This is a genomic window from Bacillus sp. FJAT-14266, from assembly GCF_001719225.1.
Classification (GTDB): Bacteria; Bacillota; Bacilli; order Bacillales; family Bacillaceae; genus Bacillus; species Bacillus subtilis.
The window spans coordinates 3,551,714-3,571,540 of record NZ_CP017072.1; the positions used below are offsets into that span (position 1 = coordinate 3,551,714).

The following is a 19,827-nucleotide window of genomic DNA, read 5'->3' on the forward strand; positions in this document are numbered from 1 at the left end:
CTCATCATCCTACTTAAGAGTATCCGATCCATTTTTACACTAACAACCTTTAATTATACTATGAGTTAAAAAAATCGCAACAAAATGTACATAATCTTACAGGTGAAAACGCACAAAAGCCCCAGCAGAGCTGAGGCTTTTTGTTTTTTACTCTTCTTCTGTTCCCGGTTTTTTCTTGCGGAACTTCGCCAATACTTCATATACGATTGGCACGATCAAGAGCGTCAGAAGCGTTGAACTGATCAAACCGCCGATAACCGTGACGCCGAGTCCTTTTGAAATGACCTGGCTTCCGCCTTCGAAGCCGAGGGCTAATGGAATCAAGGCACCGATTGTCGCAATGGCTGTCATCAGGATCGGACGGAGTCGTGTAGAGCCGGCTTCCAAGAGCGCTTCTCTCGTAGACAGGCCTTCCGCTTCCTTATGAATCACGCGGTCAATTAAGACAATCGCATTCGTGACAACGATACCGATCAGCATGAGCATACCGATCATTGCGTTCAGACTGATCGTTTCACCTGATACGTAAAGTCCGACAAGTGCACCGATGACGGTGAACGGCAATGAGAACAGGATTGCAAATGGCGCTAGTGCTCCGCCGAAGGTAATCACGAGCACAAGGTAAACGATCGCTATTGCTGCCAGCATCGCTAAACCGAGCTTCGTGAAGGAATCAGCGATATCCGCTGATACGCCGCCTGTGTCAATCGATACGTTATCAGGATGGTCAAGCTTATCAATTTTCTTCTGGATAGCAGCTGATACGGCTGTGACGTTGTCAGAGGTAACCTCACCTGTGACATCCGCATAGACTTTTCCGTCACGTTTTGACACGGTATCTGATGTTGATCCTTCCTTCACTTTTGCCACATCGCCGATTTTGACTTCCTGGCCAGTCGCGGAAGTGATCTTTTTATTCTCTAAATCTTTCACACTCTTATACTCGTCTTTTTCTGTCTTAATGTTCACATCAAGCTCTTTGCCGTCTTTTTTCACGGTTGTGAGCGGTTCTTGCGATGTTTGTGACATTAAGGCCTGAGAAATTTGAGACGCGGTTAAACCGAGTTTGCTTAGTTTTTCTTGGTCAGCGACAAATGTGTACTCATCATATGTGCTGGAAAGGCCTGAATTTACGTTTTTCAGATCCTTTTCATCTTTCATGATTTTTTCAATGTCTTTAACCGTGTTTTTAATATCGTTTTCAGAATCGCCATACACATAGTATGTTAATTCGTTGTTATTGCCTGAAGAGCTGAAGTCCTGTGACTTCCATTCTCCGCGGTCAGATTGCTTTTGGATTTCCTTCAGAACGTTATCTTTTTCTTTATCAAAGTCAGGTGTGTCGCTTTCATATTTGATATAGAATAACGCGCCGTTAGAATCTCCTCCGGCAAGCGGGCTGCCAGAGCCTAATGAATACTGAACCGTATCGACATGCTTGCGGTCAAGCAGGATTTTTTCCGCTTTTTCAGCTTCATTTTCGGCTTCTTTTTTCGTTTCACCCGGTTCTGGGCTGTATGTGAGCTGCATCGTTTTTTCTTCCTCGGACGGCAGGTAGCTGGCACCGATTAGCGGTACGAGGAACAAGCTTCCAAGGAGCATCAGAACAGCGATGATAGACGTGATCCATTTGTGGCTCAGCGCCCAGTTCAATACTTTTTTATAGATGTTTGCAAGTCTGCCAGGTTTGTGTTCTTTCGCTTTAATCGGCGCACCCGTTAATGATTTTTTGAACAGGCTGTGTGCGAGCATCGGCACAAGCGTGATTGAAATCACCAGGGATGCGGCAAGCGCAAAAACAATCGTTAAGGCAAATGGAATAAACAATTCACCGATTTGTCCGCCTACAAGTGCGAGTGGCAGGAATACCGCGATTGTCACAATCGTTGATGACATGATCGGTTTAAACATTTCCTTCGTCGCTTCACGAACCAATGCTTTTCCGCGGAGCGGCTCATCTTTGAGTCTCATGCGGCGGTAAATGTTCTCGATCACAACGATGGAGTCATCGACTACACGTCCGATGGCAACGGTCATTGCGCCGAGCGTCATAATATTCAATGTGATATCAAGCTGCTGCAGCACAAGGAGTGCGATCAGCAATGATAATGGAATTGAAACAACAGAAATTAATGTTGATTTGATATCTCTTAAGAATAAGAGAATAATCACAATCGCAAAAATAGCACCGAAGATGGCTTTGCTTAACATCGTGTCAACTGACTGTGTGATCGGCTCCGCCATGTCGAGAGTTGCGCTGTAATTGAAGCCTTTATGGTCTTCTTTGAACTTCTTCAGCTCAGCTTTGACATTGTCGGCAACCTCTACCGTATTCGCATCGTTTGCTTTGACGATATTGATGCCGATGCTGTCTTTGCCATTTGTGCGTGAAACAGATTCAGCTTTTTTCACATCTTTAATTGTAGCAATGTCAGAAAGCTTGACTGTCGGCACTGCTGTGCTTGCGCTTTGCTGCGCCTGTGCTGCCGCTTGTGCGCTTTGGGCTGCTTGAGCACTCTGCGCACCCGCTTGAGATGCTGCGCTGCTGCCTGCACTTGAAGCAGATGCCGTCGGGATTCTCATATTCTTCAAATCTTTAATTGTTTCAATATCGCCGCTGACGACGACAGATTTTTCTTCATTTCCGAATGTGTACAATCCAAGCGGAGTTGTCACATCTGAACCTTGAATCACTTGCTTGACTGTATCTTCATCAAGGCCGTATTCCTTCAGTTTGTCTTCTTTGAAAGAGAATTCAACCTCTTCCACCTGCTGGCCTGATACTTGGACGGACGCAACGCCTTCTATGCCTTCAAGTTTAGAAACGAGGCTGTCCTCCACTTGTTTCGTCAGCTCTTGCAGGTTATCTTTATCACTGGACACGCTCAGCGTCAGAATCGGGAATGAGTTCAAGCTGTAGCGTGAAATCTCCGGATCTTTCGCGTCATCAGGCAGGTTGACGTTTTCTAACGCTTCAGCTGCTTCTGTTTTCGCTTTGTCCATATCTTTCTCATAATCATATTCAATCATGACCGACGATGCGTTTTCATAGGACGTCGAAGTCACAACACTGACACCGTCCAAGTTCTGCACGGCTTGTTCAACCGGTTTGGTCACTTCATCAGCCACTTGGCTTGGTGTCGCACCCGGATATGTCGTGCTGATCGTCAAGTAAGGCATGTTCACGTCAGGAATAGACTCTTGCTTCATATTCATACCCGCATACAAGCCGGCTGCCGTTACAATAATCGTCATCAGCCATACGGCGAATTTGTTTTTCAGAACGAAATTAATAACGTGATTCATCATATCCTCCATTACATTTTTTATTGACTGACTGGTCATTCTATATAATACTAAACGTTATAACGCAACAACGTCAACTCATATACCAGAAAATTTTACTAAATTTTTCAAGGATTAAGGGGAAGCACGTCATGAATGAAAAAAAAGAGAGAATCATAAAAACCAGCATTCGTTTATTTGCGAAAAAAGGATTCGCAGCTACGACGATCCAAGAAATCGCCAGTGAATGCGGCATTTCGAAGGGCGCTTTTTATTTGCACTTCAAATCGAAAGAAGCGCTGCTGTTATCTGCCTGTGAATATTATATCGGTATGTCTATGAACAAAATGAAAAATATAGAAGAAGATCTCGCCGGAAAGCCCCCTAAGGAAGTGTTAAAAAAGCAAATTGGCGCTCAATTTGAGGATTTTCGCGATCATAAAGATTTTATCGTTCTTTTGCTTACCGAAAATATCATTCCGGAAAATCAAGAAATCAAGCAATACTTTTACAAAGTAACCATGGAGACGGATAAGCTGTACCGGAACGCCTTGCTGGTATCCTATGGCGAAGGAATCGAGCGGTATGTCGCAGATCTGTCCATCATGGCAAGAGGCATTGTGCATTCCTATATGAACGTGATGGTATTTAACGGTGAGCTTAATATCGATGCAGAAGAAATCTCAGCCTTTATTATTGAGAGACTGAATGATCTTGTACAGGGGCTGAGCCGTTCTGCACTCAATCCGATTGTATCAAAAGACATTTTCAACCCGATGCCTGCGGGAAAAGACCAGCTGCTTGAGGACATTCAGAAAGTGAAAGAAAACAGCACGCTGCCCGAGGATATCACCGTGTCACTTGATGTTATCGAGGAAGAATTGACTCAGGATAAACCGCGCAAGCCGATTATTAAAGGCATGCTGTCCAATTTGACCGGAACCAACGACAAAGAAGTTGAAAGGCTTCGGGCCCTCATCTCTGTCTTTATCTCAATTTGACCATAAAAAAAGCAGCCTCTAAGGGCTGCTTTTTTATTAGCGTTTTTTAATTTCTTCAAGCAGAATTTTGTTGACCATCGGCGGGTTGGCTTGTCCTTTGGACGCTTTCATAATCTGTCCGACTAGGAAGCCGATCGCGCGGTCTTTTCCGTTTTTAAAGTCTTCGATTGATTGAGGATTGTTGTCAAGCGCCTCAGTGACAAGCTTCAGAAGCACGCCTTCGTCAGAAATCTGAACAAGGCCTTTCTCTTTCACAATCTTCTCAGCGTCGCCGCCTTTTTCAATCAATTCTTTAAACACTTTCTTCGCGATCTTAGAAGAAATGGTTCCTTTTTCAATCAATTTGATCATGCCGGCAAGGCCTTCAGGTGTCAGGGCAACATCGGCAAGCTCTTTTTGCTCAGCGTTTAGGTAAGCTGACACTTCACCCATCAGCCAGTTAGACGCTTGTTTGGCTTCAGCGCCTTTTTGAACGGTTTCTTCGAAGAAATCAGCCATTTCTTTTGTCAGCGTCAGAACCATCGCGTCATATGCAGGCAAGCCAAGCTCTTCGATATAACGCTTGCGGCGCTCATCCGGAAGCTCAGGAATGCTTGCTTTTACGCGTTCCTTCCATTCATCATCAATGTAGAGCTCGACTAGATCCGGCTCTGGGAAGTAACGGTAGTCGTCAGATCCCTCTTTGACACGCATAAGAATGGTTTTCTTCGTTGCTTCATCATAACGGCGAGTTTCTTGCTGGATGACGCCGCCGGAAAGAAGAACCTGCTCCTGGCGTTTTTCTTCATGCTCAAGGCCTTTTTGAACAAACGCAAAGGAGTTCAAGTTTTTTAATTCTGTTTTTGTGCCGAATTCCTCTTGGCCGATCGGACGAAGAGAGATATTGGCGTCACAGCGAAGTGAGCCTTCTTCCATTTTACAGTCAGAAACGCCTGTATACTGGATGATGGATTTCAGCTTTTCAAGATACGCGTACGCTTCTTCCGGCGTGCGGATATCCGGCTCTGATACGATCTCAACAAGCGGCGTTCCTTGGCGGTTGAAGTCAACAAGAGAATAGCCGTCGCCTGTGTGTGTCAGTTTTCCGGCATCTTCTTCAAGGTGAAGGCGCGTGATGCCGATGCGTTTTGTTTTTCCGCCGACTTCAATTTCGATCCAGCCGTTTTCGCCGATTGGCTTATCAAATTGAGAAATCTGATACGCTTTCGGGTTGTCAGGATAGAAATAGTTTTTGCGGTCAAACTTCGTATCCGTTGCGATCTCACAGTTGAGCGCCATAGCGGCTTTCATTGCGAATTCAACGGCTTCTTTGTTCAGAACAGGCAGGACGCCCGGATATCCGAGGTCAATAACGCTTGTCTGCGTATTCGCCTCCGCGCCGAATGGCGTTGGAGAGCTTGAGAAAATTTTTGATTTTGTTTTTAACTCAACGTGGACTTCAAGTCCGATTACCGTTTCAAAGTTCAATTCTTTTCACCCCTTACAGTTCAGGTTTTGCTTTATGATGGTCTGTCGCTTGTTCAAATGCATGAGCAACGCGGTATACAGTGCTTTCATCAAAGTGTTTTCCGATGATTTGCAGGCCGAGCGGAAGTCCGTCTGCTAATCCGCATGGCACGCTGATTCCCGGTACGCCGGCAAGGTTGACCGGAATCGTTAAGATATCGTTTGCGTACATTGTGAGCGGATCCTTCGTGTTTTCACCGATTTTAAACGCAGGTGTCGGTGTAGTCGGTCCAACAATAACATCATATTTTTCAAATACGTCCTCGAAATCCTTCTTAATCAACGTACGCACTTTTTGCGCTTTTTTGTAGTACGCATCGTAGTAGCCTGAGCTTAAAGCAAACGTTCCGAGCATGATGCGGCGTTTGACTTCATTTCCGAAACCTTCAGCGCGCGTTTGCTTGTAAAGGTCGATCAGGTTATCCGCGTTGTCTGTGCGGTAGCCGTAACGGATGCCGTCAAAGCGTGCAAGGTTCGCTGACGCTTCAGAAGATGACAGCAGGTAATATGTCGCAAGCGCGTATTTACTGTGCGGAAGAGACACTTCTTCCCATGTAGCGCCGAGACCTTCAAGGACTTTCAGCGCTGCCAGGACAGATTCTCTCGCTTCTTTGCCGACACCTTCACCAAGGTATTCTTTCGGAACGGCGATTTTCAGTCCTTTGATGTCGCCAGTTAATGAAGAAAGAAAATCAGGCACGTCCACATTTGCACTCGTGGAGTCCATTTTGTCTACGCCGGAAATCGCTTGAAGTAAAAACGCGTTATCCTCAACCGTACGTGTAATCGGCCCGATTTGGTCTAATGAAGACGCAAATGCGACCAGACCGTAACGAGATACACGTCCGTATGTAGGTTTTAATCCGACAACGCCGCAGAAAGATGCCGGCTGACGGATGGAGCCGCCTGTGTCAGATCCAAGAGAAAACGGAACTTCTCCCGCAGCAACCGCAGCCGCAGATCCGCCGCTTGAACCGCCGGGAACTGTTTCTAAGTTCCAAGGGTTTTTCGTCAGCTTGTAAGCTGAGTTTTCGGTAGATGATCCCATGGCGAATTCGTCCATGTTCAGTTTTCCGATTGTGACCGCTTCAGCGTCTTGAAGGCGCTGAACGACAGTAGCGTCATAGATCGGATCAAAGTTTTCGAGAATTTTGCTGGAGCATGTTGTGCGCAGCCCTTTTGTTACGATATTATCTTTTACGCCGATCGGCATACCGAAAAGAAGACCGTGCTCAGAACGCCCGTCAACCGCCTCATCAAGCTCCTTCGCGTATGCGCGCGCTCTTTCTTCATCTAATGCCAAAAAGGCTTGTACCTTATCATCAACCGCTTGGATGCGTTTATAAGATTCGTCAACCAGATCAGAAATCTTAATCTCTTTTTTATGTATGAGCTGTTTTAATTCTGTGATTTTATGATCAAATAATGACATTCTTGTGTCCCTCCTTTAGTCCAGAATTGATGGCACACGAATATAGCCGTCTTTATGGTCAGGCGCATTTTTCATGACATCCTCAACCGGAAGACCTTTACCCGCTTCATCTTCTCTCATGACATTTTTCATTTTCAGCACGTGAGTTGTAGGCTCCACATTGTCTGTGTTAACCTCATTAAGCTCCTCGGCAAATGAAATGATACTGTCGAGCTGTTCAGTGAACATTTTTGCTTCTTCTTCAGTAATTGCAAGTCTTGCAAGGTGCGCAACGTGCTTTACTTCTTCTATTGAAATTCGTGACATATGATCCACCTCCACATATTTCTCCGTTAAGTCATATAATACTGATCATATCAAAAACAAGCCCTTTAAAGCAACAAAACGCCTTGAGACAGGCCTGTGTTTTCGAAACAATACCCTATATATTTTATACTAAAATGAGGAGAAGGAGAAACGAAATATTTTTCTGAATATTTTTACTTTAATTATTTCTTGAAAGCGTTTTATTCTTTATTCCCTTCTAGGTTTGCAACGGTTTTCCCCGCTCATGATCAAGGTTTCATCGCTTGAATGGCCGGGAATACTTTGTTAGGTTAAGTTACCAAGTGCACCCGCAAAGGAATTTCTTTTGTTTTGCACTTACGCCAGGCTGCTTAACTGGCACCATCAATTTGAGAGGTGATGCAACATTATTAGAAATGAAGAGAGGGTAAAACGTGAGTATTGAAATTATTATATCTTTAGGAATTTACTTTATTGCCATGCTGTTAATCGGCTGGTATGCATTCAAGAAAACCACTGACATCAATGATTACATGCTTGGAGGAAGAGGCCTCGGACCATTCGTTACTGCTTTGTCTGCCGGTGCGGCCGATATGAGCGGATGGATGCTGATGGGTGTTCCCGGCGCGATGTTTGCGACAGGGCTGTCCACCTTATGGCTTGCTTTAGGTCTTACAATCGGGGCGTACTCAAATTACTTGCTGCTGGCTCCAAGGCTGCGTGCTTATACGGAAGCGGCGGATGATGCGATTACGATTCCTGATTTCTTTGATAAACGATTCCAGCATTCTTCATCACTGCTGAAAATCGTATCTGCATTGATCATCATGATCTTTTTCACATTGTATACCTCTTCCGGTATGGTATCTGGCGGACGGCTGTTTGAATCTGCTTTTGGTGCGGATTACAAATTAGGCCTGTTTCTGACCACCGCAGTTGTCGTGTTATACACACTGTTTGGCGGTTTCCTTGCTGTCAGTCTGACTGACTTCGTGCAGGGTGCGATCATGTTTGCAGCACTAGTGCTTGTGCCGATCGTTGCTTTTACCCATGTGGGCGGCGTTGCTCCGACTCTCCATGAAATCGGCGCTGTTAACCCACACTTATTGGATATTTTTAAAGGCGCGAGCGTCATTAGCATTATTTCCTATTTAGCCTGGGGCTTGGGCTACTACGGCCAGCCTCATATCATCGTCCGATTTATGGCGATTAAAAACATTAAAGATTTGAAGCCTGCACGCCGAATCGGCATGAGCTGGATGATCATTACAGTTCTAGGTTCCGTGCTGACGGGTTTAATCGGTGTTGCATACGCCCATAAATTCGGAGTTGCTGTAAAAGATCCGGAGATGATCTTCATTATCTTCTCTAAAATCTTGTTCCACCCATTAATTACAGGGTTCTTATTGTCAGCTATTTTGGCTGCCATCATGAGTTCGATTTCCTCACAGCTCTTGGTTACAGCAAGTGCTGTAACAGAGGATTTATACCGGTCATTTTTCAGACGAAAAGCTTCTGATAAAGAATTGGTCATGATCGGGCGATTGTCCGTCTTAGTCATTGCCGTTATCGCGGTACTCTTGTCATTGAACCCGAACAGCACCATTCTTGATTTGGTCGGATACGCTTGGGCCGGCTTCGGTTCAGCTTTCGGACCTGCGATTCTGCTCAGTCTATATTGGAAGCGAATGAACGAATGGGGCGCGCTTGCTGCCATGATTGTCGGGGCTGCGACCGTGTTGATCTGGATTACAACCGGCCTGGCAAAATCAACCGGTGTGTACGAAATCATCCCTGGGTTTATTCTCAGTATGATTGCCGGCATCATTGTCAGCATGATCACAAAACGTCCTGCAAAAGCCTCTTACCGATTATTCGGTGTCATGGAAAAGCTGTTAAAACGCAAAAAGTAAGCAATAAGCCATCAAGCGCAGCTTGGTGGCTTTTGTGCTCTTGTTTTGCTATAAATACTGTGAGAAAATCATATTTATTTAAAAACACCATAGAGAAGGGGGAAGTTGCTGTTGAGCTGGTATATTGATCCTGATATTTTATTGAAATTGGGCATTGCCACATTGATTGGCATGGTCATCGGGCTTGAACGCGAATTAAAAAATAAGCCGCTCGGATTAAAAACCTGTATTGTCATCGCAGTCAGCTCATGCATGCTGACGATCGTCAGTATTAATGCGGCATATCATTTCCCTAAATACTACCGCATCATGATGGATCCGCTTCGTCTGCCGGCACAAATCATCTCCGGCGTCGGGTTTATCGGAGCCGGTGTCATCCTGCGAAAAAGCAATGATGTCATTTCCGGCCTGACGACATCGGCCATGATCTGGGGGCAGCGGGGCTCGGGCTTGCTACGGGAGCCGGTTTTTATAAAGAAGCGTTTGCCAGTCTTCTGTTCATCCTGATCAGCGTGGAATTTCTCCCATGGGTGGTCAGAAAAATAGGCCCCGACCGCCTGCAGGAAAAAGACATCCGCATCAGAATGTCGCTTTCTGATAAAGACAAAATGACAGAGATTTTAAAAGAAATGAAAAGAAGAGATATCAAAGCACACTCCGTTCGGATCGACGACCTGGGCGAAAAGGATTTTCCAATTATGGAAGTGAAGGTCCGCGTCCATAAAAACAGATACACGACCGATGTCTACTATGACATTAAAGCCATTGAAGGCGTAGTCGGCGTGAAGTGTGATACATTATAAAAGCCAATGGGACTGGAATCCCATTGGCTTTTTCTATCTACACCAGTGCTGAAAAATCAAATGCTGTAATCGGCGTGCCATTCTCTATATCTCTTCTGAAACCGGCCAGCATTTCTTTTTCTTCTTCTCCTATTGTGTTAAGGTCAAACATCTGATGCAGCAATCCGTAAATCAGCATATGGCGAAGGCGGAGGAAATCAGGTATTATCATCAGCCATGCAGGGTCAAGCTCATTTTCCTCCCAGTACCCTTTCATAAAATGCGTCATAAATTCTTCTGTAAACGCAGCTTTATCATCATATGGCACAACAGGATACCACAGGACATTGTAGAGAAGAATGCTAATATCGTTAACAAACCAGTTGTAGCCGATATCATCAAAATCAAATGCCGTGATTTTGCCATGATCCCAGTTAAAATTGCCATGGTGCAGATCCGCATGCACCAAGCCGTAGCTGTCCTGGCTTTTCGGGAGCCTCCGCAGTTCATTCATCAAAGAATCGGCTTGCTGAAACACCTTTATCTGATCTTCAGGCACATATTTTCTCAGCTTTAATTGCTCCTCTTCATCCCATTCCTGTCTTTTGAAAGCGGGATTGCTCAATTTGTAGCTTTTTGTCAGGCTGTGCATGCTGCCTGTGTATCTGCCAAGCTCATAAAATAGCGTTTCATTCCAGTCCGATTCATCCACTTTTTGCCCCGGAGCTTTCTCATACACTCTCAATAAAAATGACCCGCCGTTTCCGTCCGGCACTGCTTCTACGTCTTTTCCGTTCAGCGACGGGAGCGGTTTGGCTACTGAAATTCCCCCTATTGCAAGGTGACGGAGCCATTCCATCTCTCCCATTATATAATCAGAAGATCTCCGAATCGTATGGGTAATCTTTAAAATATAAGGTTGATTGTCTTTCATACATTCATATACATAGTTTTCCGCATCAGCCAGAAAACGCACCTGATCTTTTGAGAAACCGTATCTCGCTGCAGCTTCTGCCAAAACCTGCTCTTCATGAAATATTTTTTTGATATCTTTATGCACGTCTAACATCCTTTCATTGCTATAGATTTGATAATGATTGTTTTCACACGATTTCCAGCATCAACATACCTCCCCTTGATTTGTGTTTCGGCAGAAGCGGAAACAATTTCCCTTTTCCTGTTAATTGTAACATAAAAACCCTTGTGCCAATATGGCACAAGGGTTTTCTATCAGTCATAAATGTGAACAGTCGGCTCTTTATCTCCGGCATTGCGGATAATGACCGCTTCCTGTCCGTCTGAGGACGTGATATTGACTTCGACATCAACTGAGCTCTTAGAGTAGTAGTCCATCACTTCACCCGTTAAGAACTGGGTAAACGCGACAACTTCACTTTTTCCGTAGAATTGCATTGGTATGTCAATCTTCATTTTCTTCATTTCATCATTTTCATACAGCGCTGTACCGACAACGCCTGTATAGTTCGGGAAATATTCTTCAATTGAGTTTTTGAACCGCTTAAAGACCTCGGTGTCATCCGGGTATTTTTCTGCTGTGGTTGTATCTGCCGGATAGAATACATATTTTTCATTAATATCATCCCAATTTGAGATATCAGTAGAGCCTGCTTTGACCTCTGTTTTGGCGATGAAGTTCCCCGGCACAATCGATGTTTTTGACGCCTGCTTGTAGAGTGCGACAGTAATCGGCACATTCTTCAAGTTATCTTTTTTACGGAGGCGGTTAATAACCTCCTGTGCAATTTTTTCTCCCTGCTGGCGGAGCGTGCTGTCCTTAATCTCCACTTCTTTTTGCGGGTCGCCAGTTTTTTCACGATAGTAATACACGGAGTTTAACGCCAGTCCGATCATGACGCCGCCAAGCTGGATAGAATTCTTGTCTTTTCTGACTAAATAATCGTGCTCAAGCATGGATGCTAAATAAATCGGGCTGCTTTCGTTCTTTTCTTCTGTTGAACCAGAACTCGGGAGCGCCGGGTTCAAGCCTTCATTTTTGAAGTTCTTATCTTCTTTTTCGGCTTTTTTCAAATCAGAGCCCGTTTTTTTCCGTGCCAGCCAGCTTAATACTGTATCCTCATCTAAATATTGTCCTTCTTGGAACAGATAATCGTCAGTTGAGAAAGAATCTTGGGCAAGGCGCATCAGCCCTGTTTCAAATTCGTCAATGTCCAGCCTTGTATTCAGCTGTTCCGTTGTTAAGCCGCGCGCTTTGCCTGCCTTAAACGGCAGCACCATTTTGTAATAGGAGTCAGAGATATTATATTTCGGGACAATCGCTTTTTCTGACGATTTCGCCGTCTTTTGCGTAATCTCTTCCTCCTTCTCCCCCCGAAACCTGACGAGCAGGCAGACAGCATTAATACTGCCGCCGTTGCCGCCAATGCCAACGTCTTTTTCAATAGAAAACACTCCTCTTATTTCTTTAGCTCTCCCATTAACTGTTCTTCATTCCACACTTCAATGTTCAGCTCTTGTGCTTTTGTCAGCTTGCTTCCCGCCGCTTCTCCGGCGATGACTAAGTCTGTGTTTTTGCTGACGCTTCCAGTCAGCTTTCCGCCCAGCGCTTCGATTTGCGCTTTGGCTTCGTTTCTTGACAGCTCTTCCAGCTTTCCTGTCAGAACAATTGTTTTACCAGCAAAGTAAGAGTCGCTGTCCTCTGCTTTTACTTTTTTCGGGCCTTTGTAGAGCGTGTTTACGCCCAGCTCCTGAAGTTCATTCAAGAGTTCAAGCATTTCTTCTTTATGAAAATAGGTGATCACAGCATCAGCCATTTTTTCACCGATTTCATCTACCGCGAGAAGTTCCTCTTTAGAGGCTTTTTTCAGGTTCTCCAAGCTTTCAAAATGCATGGCAAGCGTCTTTGCGGCCTTTGATCCGATAAAACGGATGCCAAGCCCAAACAGCAGGCGCTCTAACGAATTTTCTTTTGATTTTTGGATGGAGCTGATCAGGTTTTCAGTGGACTTTTCGCCCATGCGCTCGAGCTGGATGACTCGTTCCTTCGTCAGCTTATATAAATCTGCCACATTGCGGACAAGGTTTTCCTCAAACAGCTGTGTGATCACTCGTTCGCCGAGCCCATCAATGTTCATGGCATTCCGGGAAACGAAATGGATAAGCCCTTCCCGGATTTGCGCCGGACATTCAGGGTTAATGCAGCGAAGCGCCACTTCTCCTTCGATCCGGACGAGTTCACTGCCGCATTCAGGACATTCCGTCGGCATGCTGAATTCCTTTTCTTCTCCTGTGCGCTGGTCAACGAGGACATTCACAACTTCCGGGATGATATCGCCCGCTTTTTTGACGACAACCTTATCCAAAATCCGAATGTCCTTCTCTTTAATTAAATCTTCGTTATGAAGGGATGCTCTTGAGACCGTTGTGCCGGCAACTTTTACCGGCTCAAGAATCGCAGTCGGCGTAATCACACCCGTTCTGCCGACATTTAATTCGATATCGAGAAGCTTCGTCACGACCTCTTCAGCAGGAAACTTATACGCGATGGCCCAGCGCGGGCTTTTCGCCGTAAAACCGAGCTCCTCCTGTTGATCGAGAGAATCGACTTTAATGACAATGCCGTCTATTTCGTACGGCAGGTCCGCGCGCTTCGCCTGAAGCTCATCGATCAGCGTAATGACTTCTTCTATGCTGCCGCATTTTTTTCGTTCCTGATTCGTTTTAAATCCGAGTTCGTCGAGAAAATCAAGCCCTTGGCTTTGCGTCTCTACACCCATCTCGTCAAGCTCCGCTATACTGTAGACGAAGATATCGAGGTTTCGTTTCGCTGCAATTTTCGGATCGAGCTGTCTGAGAGATCCCGCCGCGGCATTTCGCGGATTGGCGAACGGTTCTTCCTCATTTTTAATCCGTTCCTCATTGAGTGCTTCAAACGAACGCTTCGGCATATACGCCTCGCCGCGCACTTCGATCGACAGCTCACGGTTCATTTTAAGCGGGATATTGCGGATCGTCTTCAGATTCTCCGTAATATCCTCTCCCGTCGTTCCGTCACCTCTTGTGGCCCCTCTGACAAAATAGCCGTCTTCATAACGGAGAGAAACAGCAAGACCGTCTATTTTCAGCTCCACATTATACGCCACATCGTCACCGACGGCTTGGCGCACACGGCGGTCGAAATCACGAAGATCATCAGCATTAAAGGCGTTGCCCAGACTGAGCATCGGTGTGCCGTGGGTGACTTTCTGAAACGCTTCAAGCACAGCTCCGCCGACGCGCTGCGTAGGAGAGTCAGGCGTTCTGAGGTCTGGGTGCTCCTCCTCAATCGCAATCAGCTCCTGCATCAATCTGTCGTATTCGGCATCTGGGACGCTCGGTTCATCTAAGGTGTAATATTCATAGCTATACTTGTTGATGGTGCGGCGCAGTTCTTCTGCCCGCTGCTTCGCTGTTTCTTTGTCCATCTGCTTCTTCCTTTCCTCTTCAATTACTGCTTTTCAATAGGAGCAAATGCTGCTAACAGGCGTTTCACGCCGACAGGGCTCGGGAAGGCAATATCGAGCTCCGTCCCTTCTCCTTCGCCTTTCACGCTGACGACAGTTCCTGTTCCCCATTTTTTATGGCCCGCCTTATCTCCGACTGCCCAGTTCAAGGTGTCGCCGCCTGTTTTGCTGGCGTAGGATACCGGGCGTGAAACAGGGCCGCGTCTCGGCTGCATTTTTCTCGCAGACGTCGCTCTCGTTTCTTTTTTCTCATTTAGGTTTTCCAATAAATCATCCGGTATTTCAGCAATGAAGCGAGATTCCGGGTTCATATTTGTCCGGCCAAACAAGGTGCGCATTTTAGCATTGGTCAGATAAAGCTCCTGTTCAGCCCTTGTAATCCCAACGTACGCAAGGCGGCGTTCTTCTTCCATTTCCGCTTCCTCCATGAGTGAACGGCTATGCGGGAAGACGCCTTCTTCAAGCCCCATCAAGAAAACAACCGGGAACTCCAGTCCTTTCGCGGCGTGCAGTGTCATCAGCGTGATTGCATCCTTGCCGCCTGACTCTTCCTCCTTCTGGTCGAGCTGATCAATATCTGCGATTAACGCCAAGTCTGTCAGGAACGCAACGAGTGTCTTGTCTTCACTTTTCTGTTCAAAGTTTTTCGTAACAGACAGGAACTCGTCGATGTTTTCTAAACGGCTTTGGGCTTCGATCGATTTCTCGGCCTTCAGCATTTCTCTGTATTCCGTCTTATCAAGAATTTCTTCTGTCAGCTCTGTAATGGATAAGTAATCCTGCATATTGGTCAGGTTTTCAATCATCTGTCTAAAGCTGTCAAGCGCGTTTGCCGCTTTGGCACTGACGCCGATAAAATCAACCTGCTGAATCGCTTGGAAAAAGGACAAGCCGTTTATGGCCGCATACGAAGCGATTTTTTCAAGTGATGTCGCGCCGACTCCGCGCTTCGGCACATTGACAATGCGCGTGAAACTGATATCGTCATCCGGATTGGATACGAGGCGCAGGTACGCAAGAATGTCTTTAATTTCTTTTCTGTCATAGAACTTTGTGCCGCCGACAATGTTATAGTTCAAACCCGCTTTGAGAAGCGTTTCCTCAATCACACGGGACTGCGCGTTTGTCCGGTATAAAATGGCGATATCCGACAGCTTCCGCTTGCCTGAGCTGTGAAGCTGATGAATTTTACCGGCCACAAATTGTCCTTCACCGAATTCATTATCACCGCGATAATAGGAAATTTTGATGCCCTCGTCGTTTTCCGTCCACAAATTTTTCGGTTTGCGGTTAGAGTTGTTTTTAATGACCTCGTTTGCCGCGCGCAAAATCCGTTTCGTTGAACGATAGTTTTGTTCTAGCAAAATCACGCTTGCATTCGGATAATCTTTTTCAAATGAAAGGATGTTGGTGATATCCGCGCCGCGCCATCTGTAGATTGACTGATCAGAATCCCCCACAACGCAAAGGTTCTGGAAACGCTCGGCAAGCTGCTTAACGAGCATGTATTGCGCCCTGTTCGTATCCTGATACTCATCAACATGGATGTACTGGAATTTGCGCTGATAAAATTCAAGCACTTCAGGCACTCGGTCAAACAGTTTAATCGTCGTCATAATCAAATCGTCAAAATCGAGCGACTGGTTTTTCAATAGCTTCTTCTGATAATCAGCATATACATCGCTGACCACCTGATCGTAGTAGCCGCCAGCAACTTTAGAGAATTCCTCCGGTTCGGTCAATTCGTTTTTCGCACTGCTGATCGTACCGAGGATGCTTCTCGGGTCAAACTTCTTCGGATCAAGATTGCGCTCCTTCAAAATCCCCTTGATCACTGAAAGCTGGTCAGCCGTATCAAGGATGGAGAAATTTCGGTTGATCCCAATCCGGTCGATATCTCTGCGCAAGATCCGCACGCACATGCTGTGGAATGTGGAAATCCAGATATCGTCCGCGCCGGGTCCAAGGATGCTTTCCACACGTTCTTTCATTTCGCGTGCCGCTTTATTTGTAAATGTGATCGCCAGAATGTTCCACGGCGCCACATGCTTCTCTGCCATTAAATAAGCAATTCTGTGTGTCAGGACACGCGTCTTTCCGCTTCCCGCTCCCGCCATCAGCAAAAGGGGCCCGTCCGTTGTTTTGACTGCTTCCTGCTGAACGGGGTTTAAACCGCTTAGTAATTGATTGCTAATATAATTCAAAATTTGTTCACCCGCCTATACAAAACATATGTTCTATCATAAACCAAATCCGTACAATTTACTACTCGCCTTTCACAGCCGCTACTGTTTTCAAAGCCCTGTCAAAATCTTCATACACCGCATTGCCTACAACGATCACGTCCGCATGCTCTGCATACTGTTTGGCCATTTCCGCATCCTTGATGCCGCCGCCGTAAAACAAGGTGGACGTTTCCAATACAGCCTTCGTTTTCTTGACAGCTTCTATGTCTCCAAGCACGCCGCTGTATTCTAAATAAAAAATCGGCAGTTGCAGCAGCTCCGACACACGCGCATAGGCGACAATATCATCCATATTCAGATCGGCGTCCGCTTCAGTCAGTGCCGCGGCTTTGCAATCTGGATTTGCGATGCAGTAGCCCTCCGCCACGATTTCTTCCATAGACATCAGTTCTCCGTATTCCTTCATGGCTTTCTGGTGCATTCCGACAATCCAATCCGCGTTTTTGCTGTTTAATACACTCGGAATAAAATATAAGTCAAAGCCGGGAACGATCGCTTCAATCGCTGATACCTCTAGGACACACGGCACCAAAAACCGTCTTACCTTAGACATCATCCGCAGGACATTATCCTCTGTCACACCATCACTGCCTCCGATAATGACCGCATCCGTTCCTGATTCGCAAAGAATCTCCAGCTGTTCGTCAGGCAAATCTTTATTTGGATCGAGTTTAAAGACATGCTTCCACTCCGTTACATCGTACACGTCATACGTTCCTCCATTCGTTTGTTACCATTTAAACATTATAACAAATTCACATAGCGCGGAAAAACGGAAAAAGCCGTTAATCTCGTTATTCACTGAAAAAGGTGTTTTGATTCTTTTTTCATAAAAAAAGAGAGCAGGAGGCAGACCTGCATGGTGAGTCCTGTATCGGCAGAAGCACACATTTTTCACCAGATTCCTTCTGCTATTGTTTGGAAAGTGTTCAACTGTGGAAATGGTTACATAAAAAGGGAGGCTGAGAGATGGAAACCATCATAATAGCACTCATCGCATTTATCATAGGGATCATCGCTATCCCGATCGTCTTGTTTGCCTGGATCTACATAAAGGATGAAAAACAGCAGGAGCACTCAATTCTTCGCAACTATCCCGTCATCGGAAGGTTTCGGTATATCCTTGAAAAAATCGGGCCGGAGCTCAGACAGTATTTATACAGCAATGACAATGAGGAGCAGCCTTTTTCACGAAAGGAATATGAGCAAACCGTCATCTCCGGCAAATACAAAAGCAGAATGATGGGCTTTGGATCTGTAAGAGATTTTGATAAACCTGGCTATTATATCCGTAACGCTATGTTTCCAAAACAAAGGGAAGAAATGCACGTAAATCAAACGCCAAAAATTGAAACCCAAATCTATAAAATGGATGCTGACAATCTGTTCAAACGCAAGGAGCATGCCGAACATATCAAGGCAGACCCGTATTTTCTCCATCCTGATGATGTACAGGTGATTGGCGAGCATACATGCGAGAAGCCATTTTATGTGAAGGGCTTAGTCGGCCAGTCTGCCATGAGCTACGGTTCTCTTGGAGAACGGGCTGTTACGGCGCTCTCAAAAGGGCTCCATCTGGCAGGCGGCACCTGGATGAATACAGGTGAAGGGGGATTGTCTGAATATCACTTAAAGGGCGGCGCCGATATCATTTGCCAAATCGGACCGGGCCTATTCGGCGTGCGCAAAAGAAACGGGGAATTTTCGTGGGAGGAATTTAAAAGAAAAAGCAGGATTGACCAGATTAAAGCGTTTGAGCTAAAGCTGGCACAAGGAGCGAAAACCCGCGGCGGCCATGTGGACGGCGCCAAAGTATCAGAGGAAGTGGCAGACATTCGGAATGTCGAACCTGGAAAGTCGATTGACAGCCCGAACCGCTTTTATGAATTCTCAAACCCTCCTGAAATGCTCGACTTTATTGAAAAACTTAGAGATGTCGGACAAAAGCCAGTCGGCATCAAACTGGTCGCAGGGCATCCTGAAGAATTGCATGAGCTTTTCTCTCATATGCAGAAAAGCGGAAAGCATCCGGATTTTATCACGATCGACGGAAGTGAAGGCGGTACCGGAGCTTCCTTTTACGAGCTCGCGGATACAGTCGGCCTTCCGATTATGACAGCGCTGCCTATTGTGGACACGCTTCTTAAACAGTACGGCTTGCGCAGCCAGCTGAAAATCTTTGCTTCCGGAAAGCTCCTGACTCCTGATAAAATCGCGGTCGCCTTAGCCCTCGGCGCTGACTTTGTTAACATCGCACGCGGCATGATGTTTTCCGTTGGCTGCATCCGCGCTCTCGTCTGCCACACCAACACCTGTCCGGCAGGTGTGGCGACGACAGATCCGAAATTGCAAAAAGCACTGAGCGTTGAGGAAAAACAGCATCGTGTCTGCAACTACGTTATTTCATTGCGCGAGGGACTATTTAACCTTGCAGCCGCAGCAGGGATTAATTCGCCGATTCATTTTTCCAAGGAGCATGTTGTCTATCGGAAAGAGGATGGCAGTATCATCAATATCGACAACCTGATCCATCAATTTGTTTCATAAAGAAACCGCCCTTGCCAGACGGCAGGGCGGTTTTTTATTTGGAAGAAGACTCTGTTTCCGTCTCCTTCACACGGTCAAGCGCCATTTCATAAGCGTCATTTCCGTAATTTAAGCAGCGTTTCACACGGGAAATCGTAGCCGTGGAAGCGCCTGTTTCTGTTTCAATCTTATGATACGTGTTTCCTTCGCGAAGCATGCGCGCCACTTCAAGGCGCTGAGCCAGCGATTGAATTTCGTTAATTGTGCATAGATCATCGAAGAATCGGTAACATTCCTCCAGGTCTTTCAGCGATAAGATCGAGTTAAATAACTGGTCCAGCTCTTTGCCGCGTAATTTATCGATTTGCAT

11 protein-coding genes and 3 pseudogenes are annotated in these 19,827 nt (G+C 45.9%); 4 read left to right on the forward strand and 10 right to left on the reverse strand.

Going from position 1 to position 19,827, the window contains the following annotated elements; all coding sequences use genetic code 11:
* Positions 1–147: 147 nt before the first annotated feature.
* Positions 148–3,306, reverse strand: a complete 3,159-nt coding sequence (gene srfP, locus BGM23_RS18405; RefSeq protein ID WP_029726608.1) for a surfactin resistance protein SrfP — start codon at positions 3,304–3,306, stop codon at positions 148–150.
* Between the two features lie 131 nt (positions 3,307–3,437).
* Between srfP and BGM23_RS18410 the strand changes: the two are divergent.
* Positions 3,438–4,308: pseudogene (locus BGM23_RS18410) on the forward strand (TetR/AcrR family transcriptional regulator).
* Positions 4,309–4,322: 14 nt separating this feature from the next.
* On the opposite strand, the gene gatB reads toward BGM23_RS18410, so the two are convergent.
* From gatB to gatC, 3 genes are read right to left on the reverse strand one after another with little or no spacing between them, the layout of a single operon-like run.
* The gene (gene gatB, locus BGM23_RS18415) at positions 4,323–5,753 is read right to left on the reverse strand and encodes an Asp-tRNA(Asn)/Glu-tRNA(Gln) amidotransferase subunit GatB (RefSeq protein ID WP_003219444.1); all 1,431 of its coding nucleotides are present in this window, start codon (positions 5,751–5,753) and stop codon (positions 4,323–4,325) included.
* Between the two features lie 13 nt (positions 5,754–5,766).
* Positions 5,767–7,224, reverse strand: a complete 1,458-nt coding sequence (gene gatA / locus BGM23_RS18420) for an Asp-tRNA(Asn)/Glu-tRNA(Gln) amidotransferase subunit GatA (RefSeq protein WP_003233901.1) — start codon at positions 7,222–7,224, stop codon at positions 5,767–5,769.
* 15 nt (positions 7,225–7,239) lie between these two features.
* A complete protein-coding gene (gatC, locus tag BGM23_RS18425; RefSeq protein ID WP_003219442.1) occupies positions 7,240–7,530 on the reverse strand; it encodes an Asp-tRNA(Asn)/Glu-tRNA(Gln) amidotransferase subunit GatC in 291 nt (96 codons plus the stop codon).
* 413 nt (positions 7,531–7,943) lie between these two features.
* Between gatC and opuE the strand changes: the two genes are divergently transcribed.
* Entirely contained in the window at positions 7,944–9,422 is a 1,479-nt protein-coding gene (gene opuE / locus BGM23_RS18430; protein ID WP_003233905.1) for a proline transporter OpuE, read from the forward strand.
* 105 nt (positions 9,423–9,527) lie between these two features.
* Positions 9,528–10,225 (forward strand): annotated as a pseudogene (locus BGM23_RS18435) (MgtC/SapB family protein).
* Positions 10,226–10,262: 37 nt separating this feature from the next.
* On the opposite strand, the gene BGM23_RS18440 reads toward BGM23_RS18435, so the two are convergent.
* The 5 genes and pseudogenes from BGM23_RS18440 to BGM23_RS18460 all read right to left on the reverse strand — a co-directional run bounded on the left by BGM23_RS18440 (position 10,263) and on the right by BGM23_RS18460 (position 17,637).
* Complete coding sequence (locus tag BGM23_RS18440; protein ID WP_003233909.1) at positions 10,263–11,273, reverse strand: phosphotransferase enzyme family protein; 1,011 nt, start codon at positions 11,271–11,273, stop codon at positions 10,263–10,265.
* Positions 11,274–11,434: 161 nt separating this feature from the next.
* Positions 11,435–12,624 (reverse strand): annotated as a pseudogene (locus tag BGM23_RS18445) (CamS family sex pheromone protein).
* 15 nt (positions 12,625–12,639) lie between these two features.
* Positions 12,640–14,646, reverse strand: a complete 2,007-nt coding sequence (gene ligA / locus BGM23_RS18450; protein ID WP_029726605.1) for an NAD-dependent DNA ligase LigA — start codon at positions 14,644–14,646, stop codon at positions 12,640–12,642.
* Between the two features lie 23 nt (positions 14,647–14,669).
* A complete protein-coding gene (pcrA, locus tag BGM23_RS18455; protein ID WP_015383008.1) occupies positions 14,670–16,889 on the reverse strand; it encodes a DNA helicase PcrA in 2,220 nt (739 codons plus the stop codon).
* Positions 16,890–16,950: 61 nt separating this feature from the next.
* Positions 16,951–17,637, reverse strand: a complete 687-nt coding sequence (locus BGM23_RS18460) for a heptaprenylglyceryl phosphate synthase (protein ID WP_029726604.1) — start codon at positions 17,635–17,637, stop codon at positions 16,951–16,953.
* Between the two features lie 263 nt (positions 17,638–17,900).
* Between BGM23_RS18460 and BGM23_RS18465 the strand changes: the two genes are divergently transcribed.
* The gene (locus BGM23_RS18465; protein ID WP_003233925.1) at positions 17,901–19,478 is read left to right on the forward strand and encodes an FMN-binding glutamate synthase family protein; all 1,578 of its coding nucleotides are present in this window, start codon (positions 17,901–17,903) and stop codon (positions 19,476–19,478) included.
* Positions 19,479–19,512: 34 nt separating this feature from the next.
* Here the strand turns inward: BGM23_RS18465 and BGM23_RS18470 are convergent, their stop codons facing one another.
* The gene (locus tag BGM23_RS18470) at positions 19,513–19,827 is read right to left on the reverse strand and encodes a YerC/YecD family TrpR-related protein (protein ID WP_003219429.1); all 315 of its coding nucleotides are present in this window, start codon (positions 19,825–19,827) and stop codon (positions 19,513–19,515) included.

Excerpts from the sequence above, each read along its gene's own strand:
- srfP (WP_029726608.1), bottom strand. The coding sequence starts at position 3,306 with ATGAATCACGTTATTAATTTCGTTCTGAAAAACAAATTCGCCGTATGG.
- gatA (WP_003233901.1), bottom strand. The coding sequence starts at position 7,224 with ATGTCATTATTTGATCATAAAATCACAGAATTAAAACAGCTCATACAT.
- gatC (WP_003219442.1), bottom strand. The coding sequence starts at position 7,530 with ATGTCACGAATTTCAATAGAAGAAGTAAAGCACGTTGCGCACCTTGCA.
- BGM23_RS18440 (WP_003233909.1), bottom strand. The coding sequence starts at position 11,273 with ATGTTAGACGTGCATAAAGATATCAAAAAAATATTTCATGAAGAGCAG.
- ligA (WP_029726605.1), bottom strand. The coding sequence starts at position 14,646 with ATGGACAAAGAAACAGCGAAGCAGCGGGCAGAAGAACTGCGCCGCACC.
- BGM23_RS18465 (WP_003233925.1), top strand. The coding sequence starts at position 17,901 with ATGGAAACCATCATAATAGCACTCATCGCATTTATCATAGGGATCATC.
- BGM23_RS18470 (WP_003219429.1), bottom strand. The coding sequence starts at position 19,827 with ATGCAAATCGATAAATTACGCGGCAAAGAGCTGGACCAGTTATTTAAC.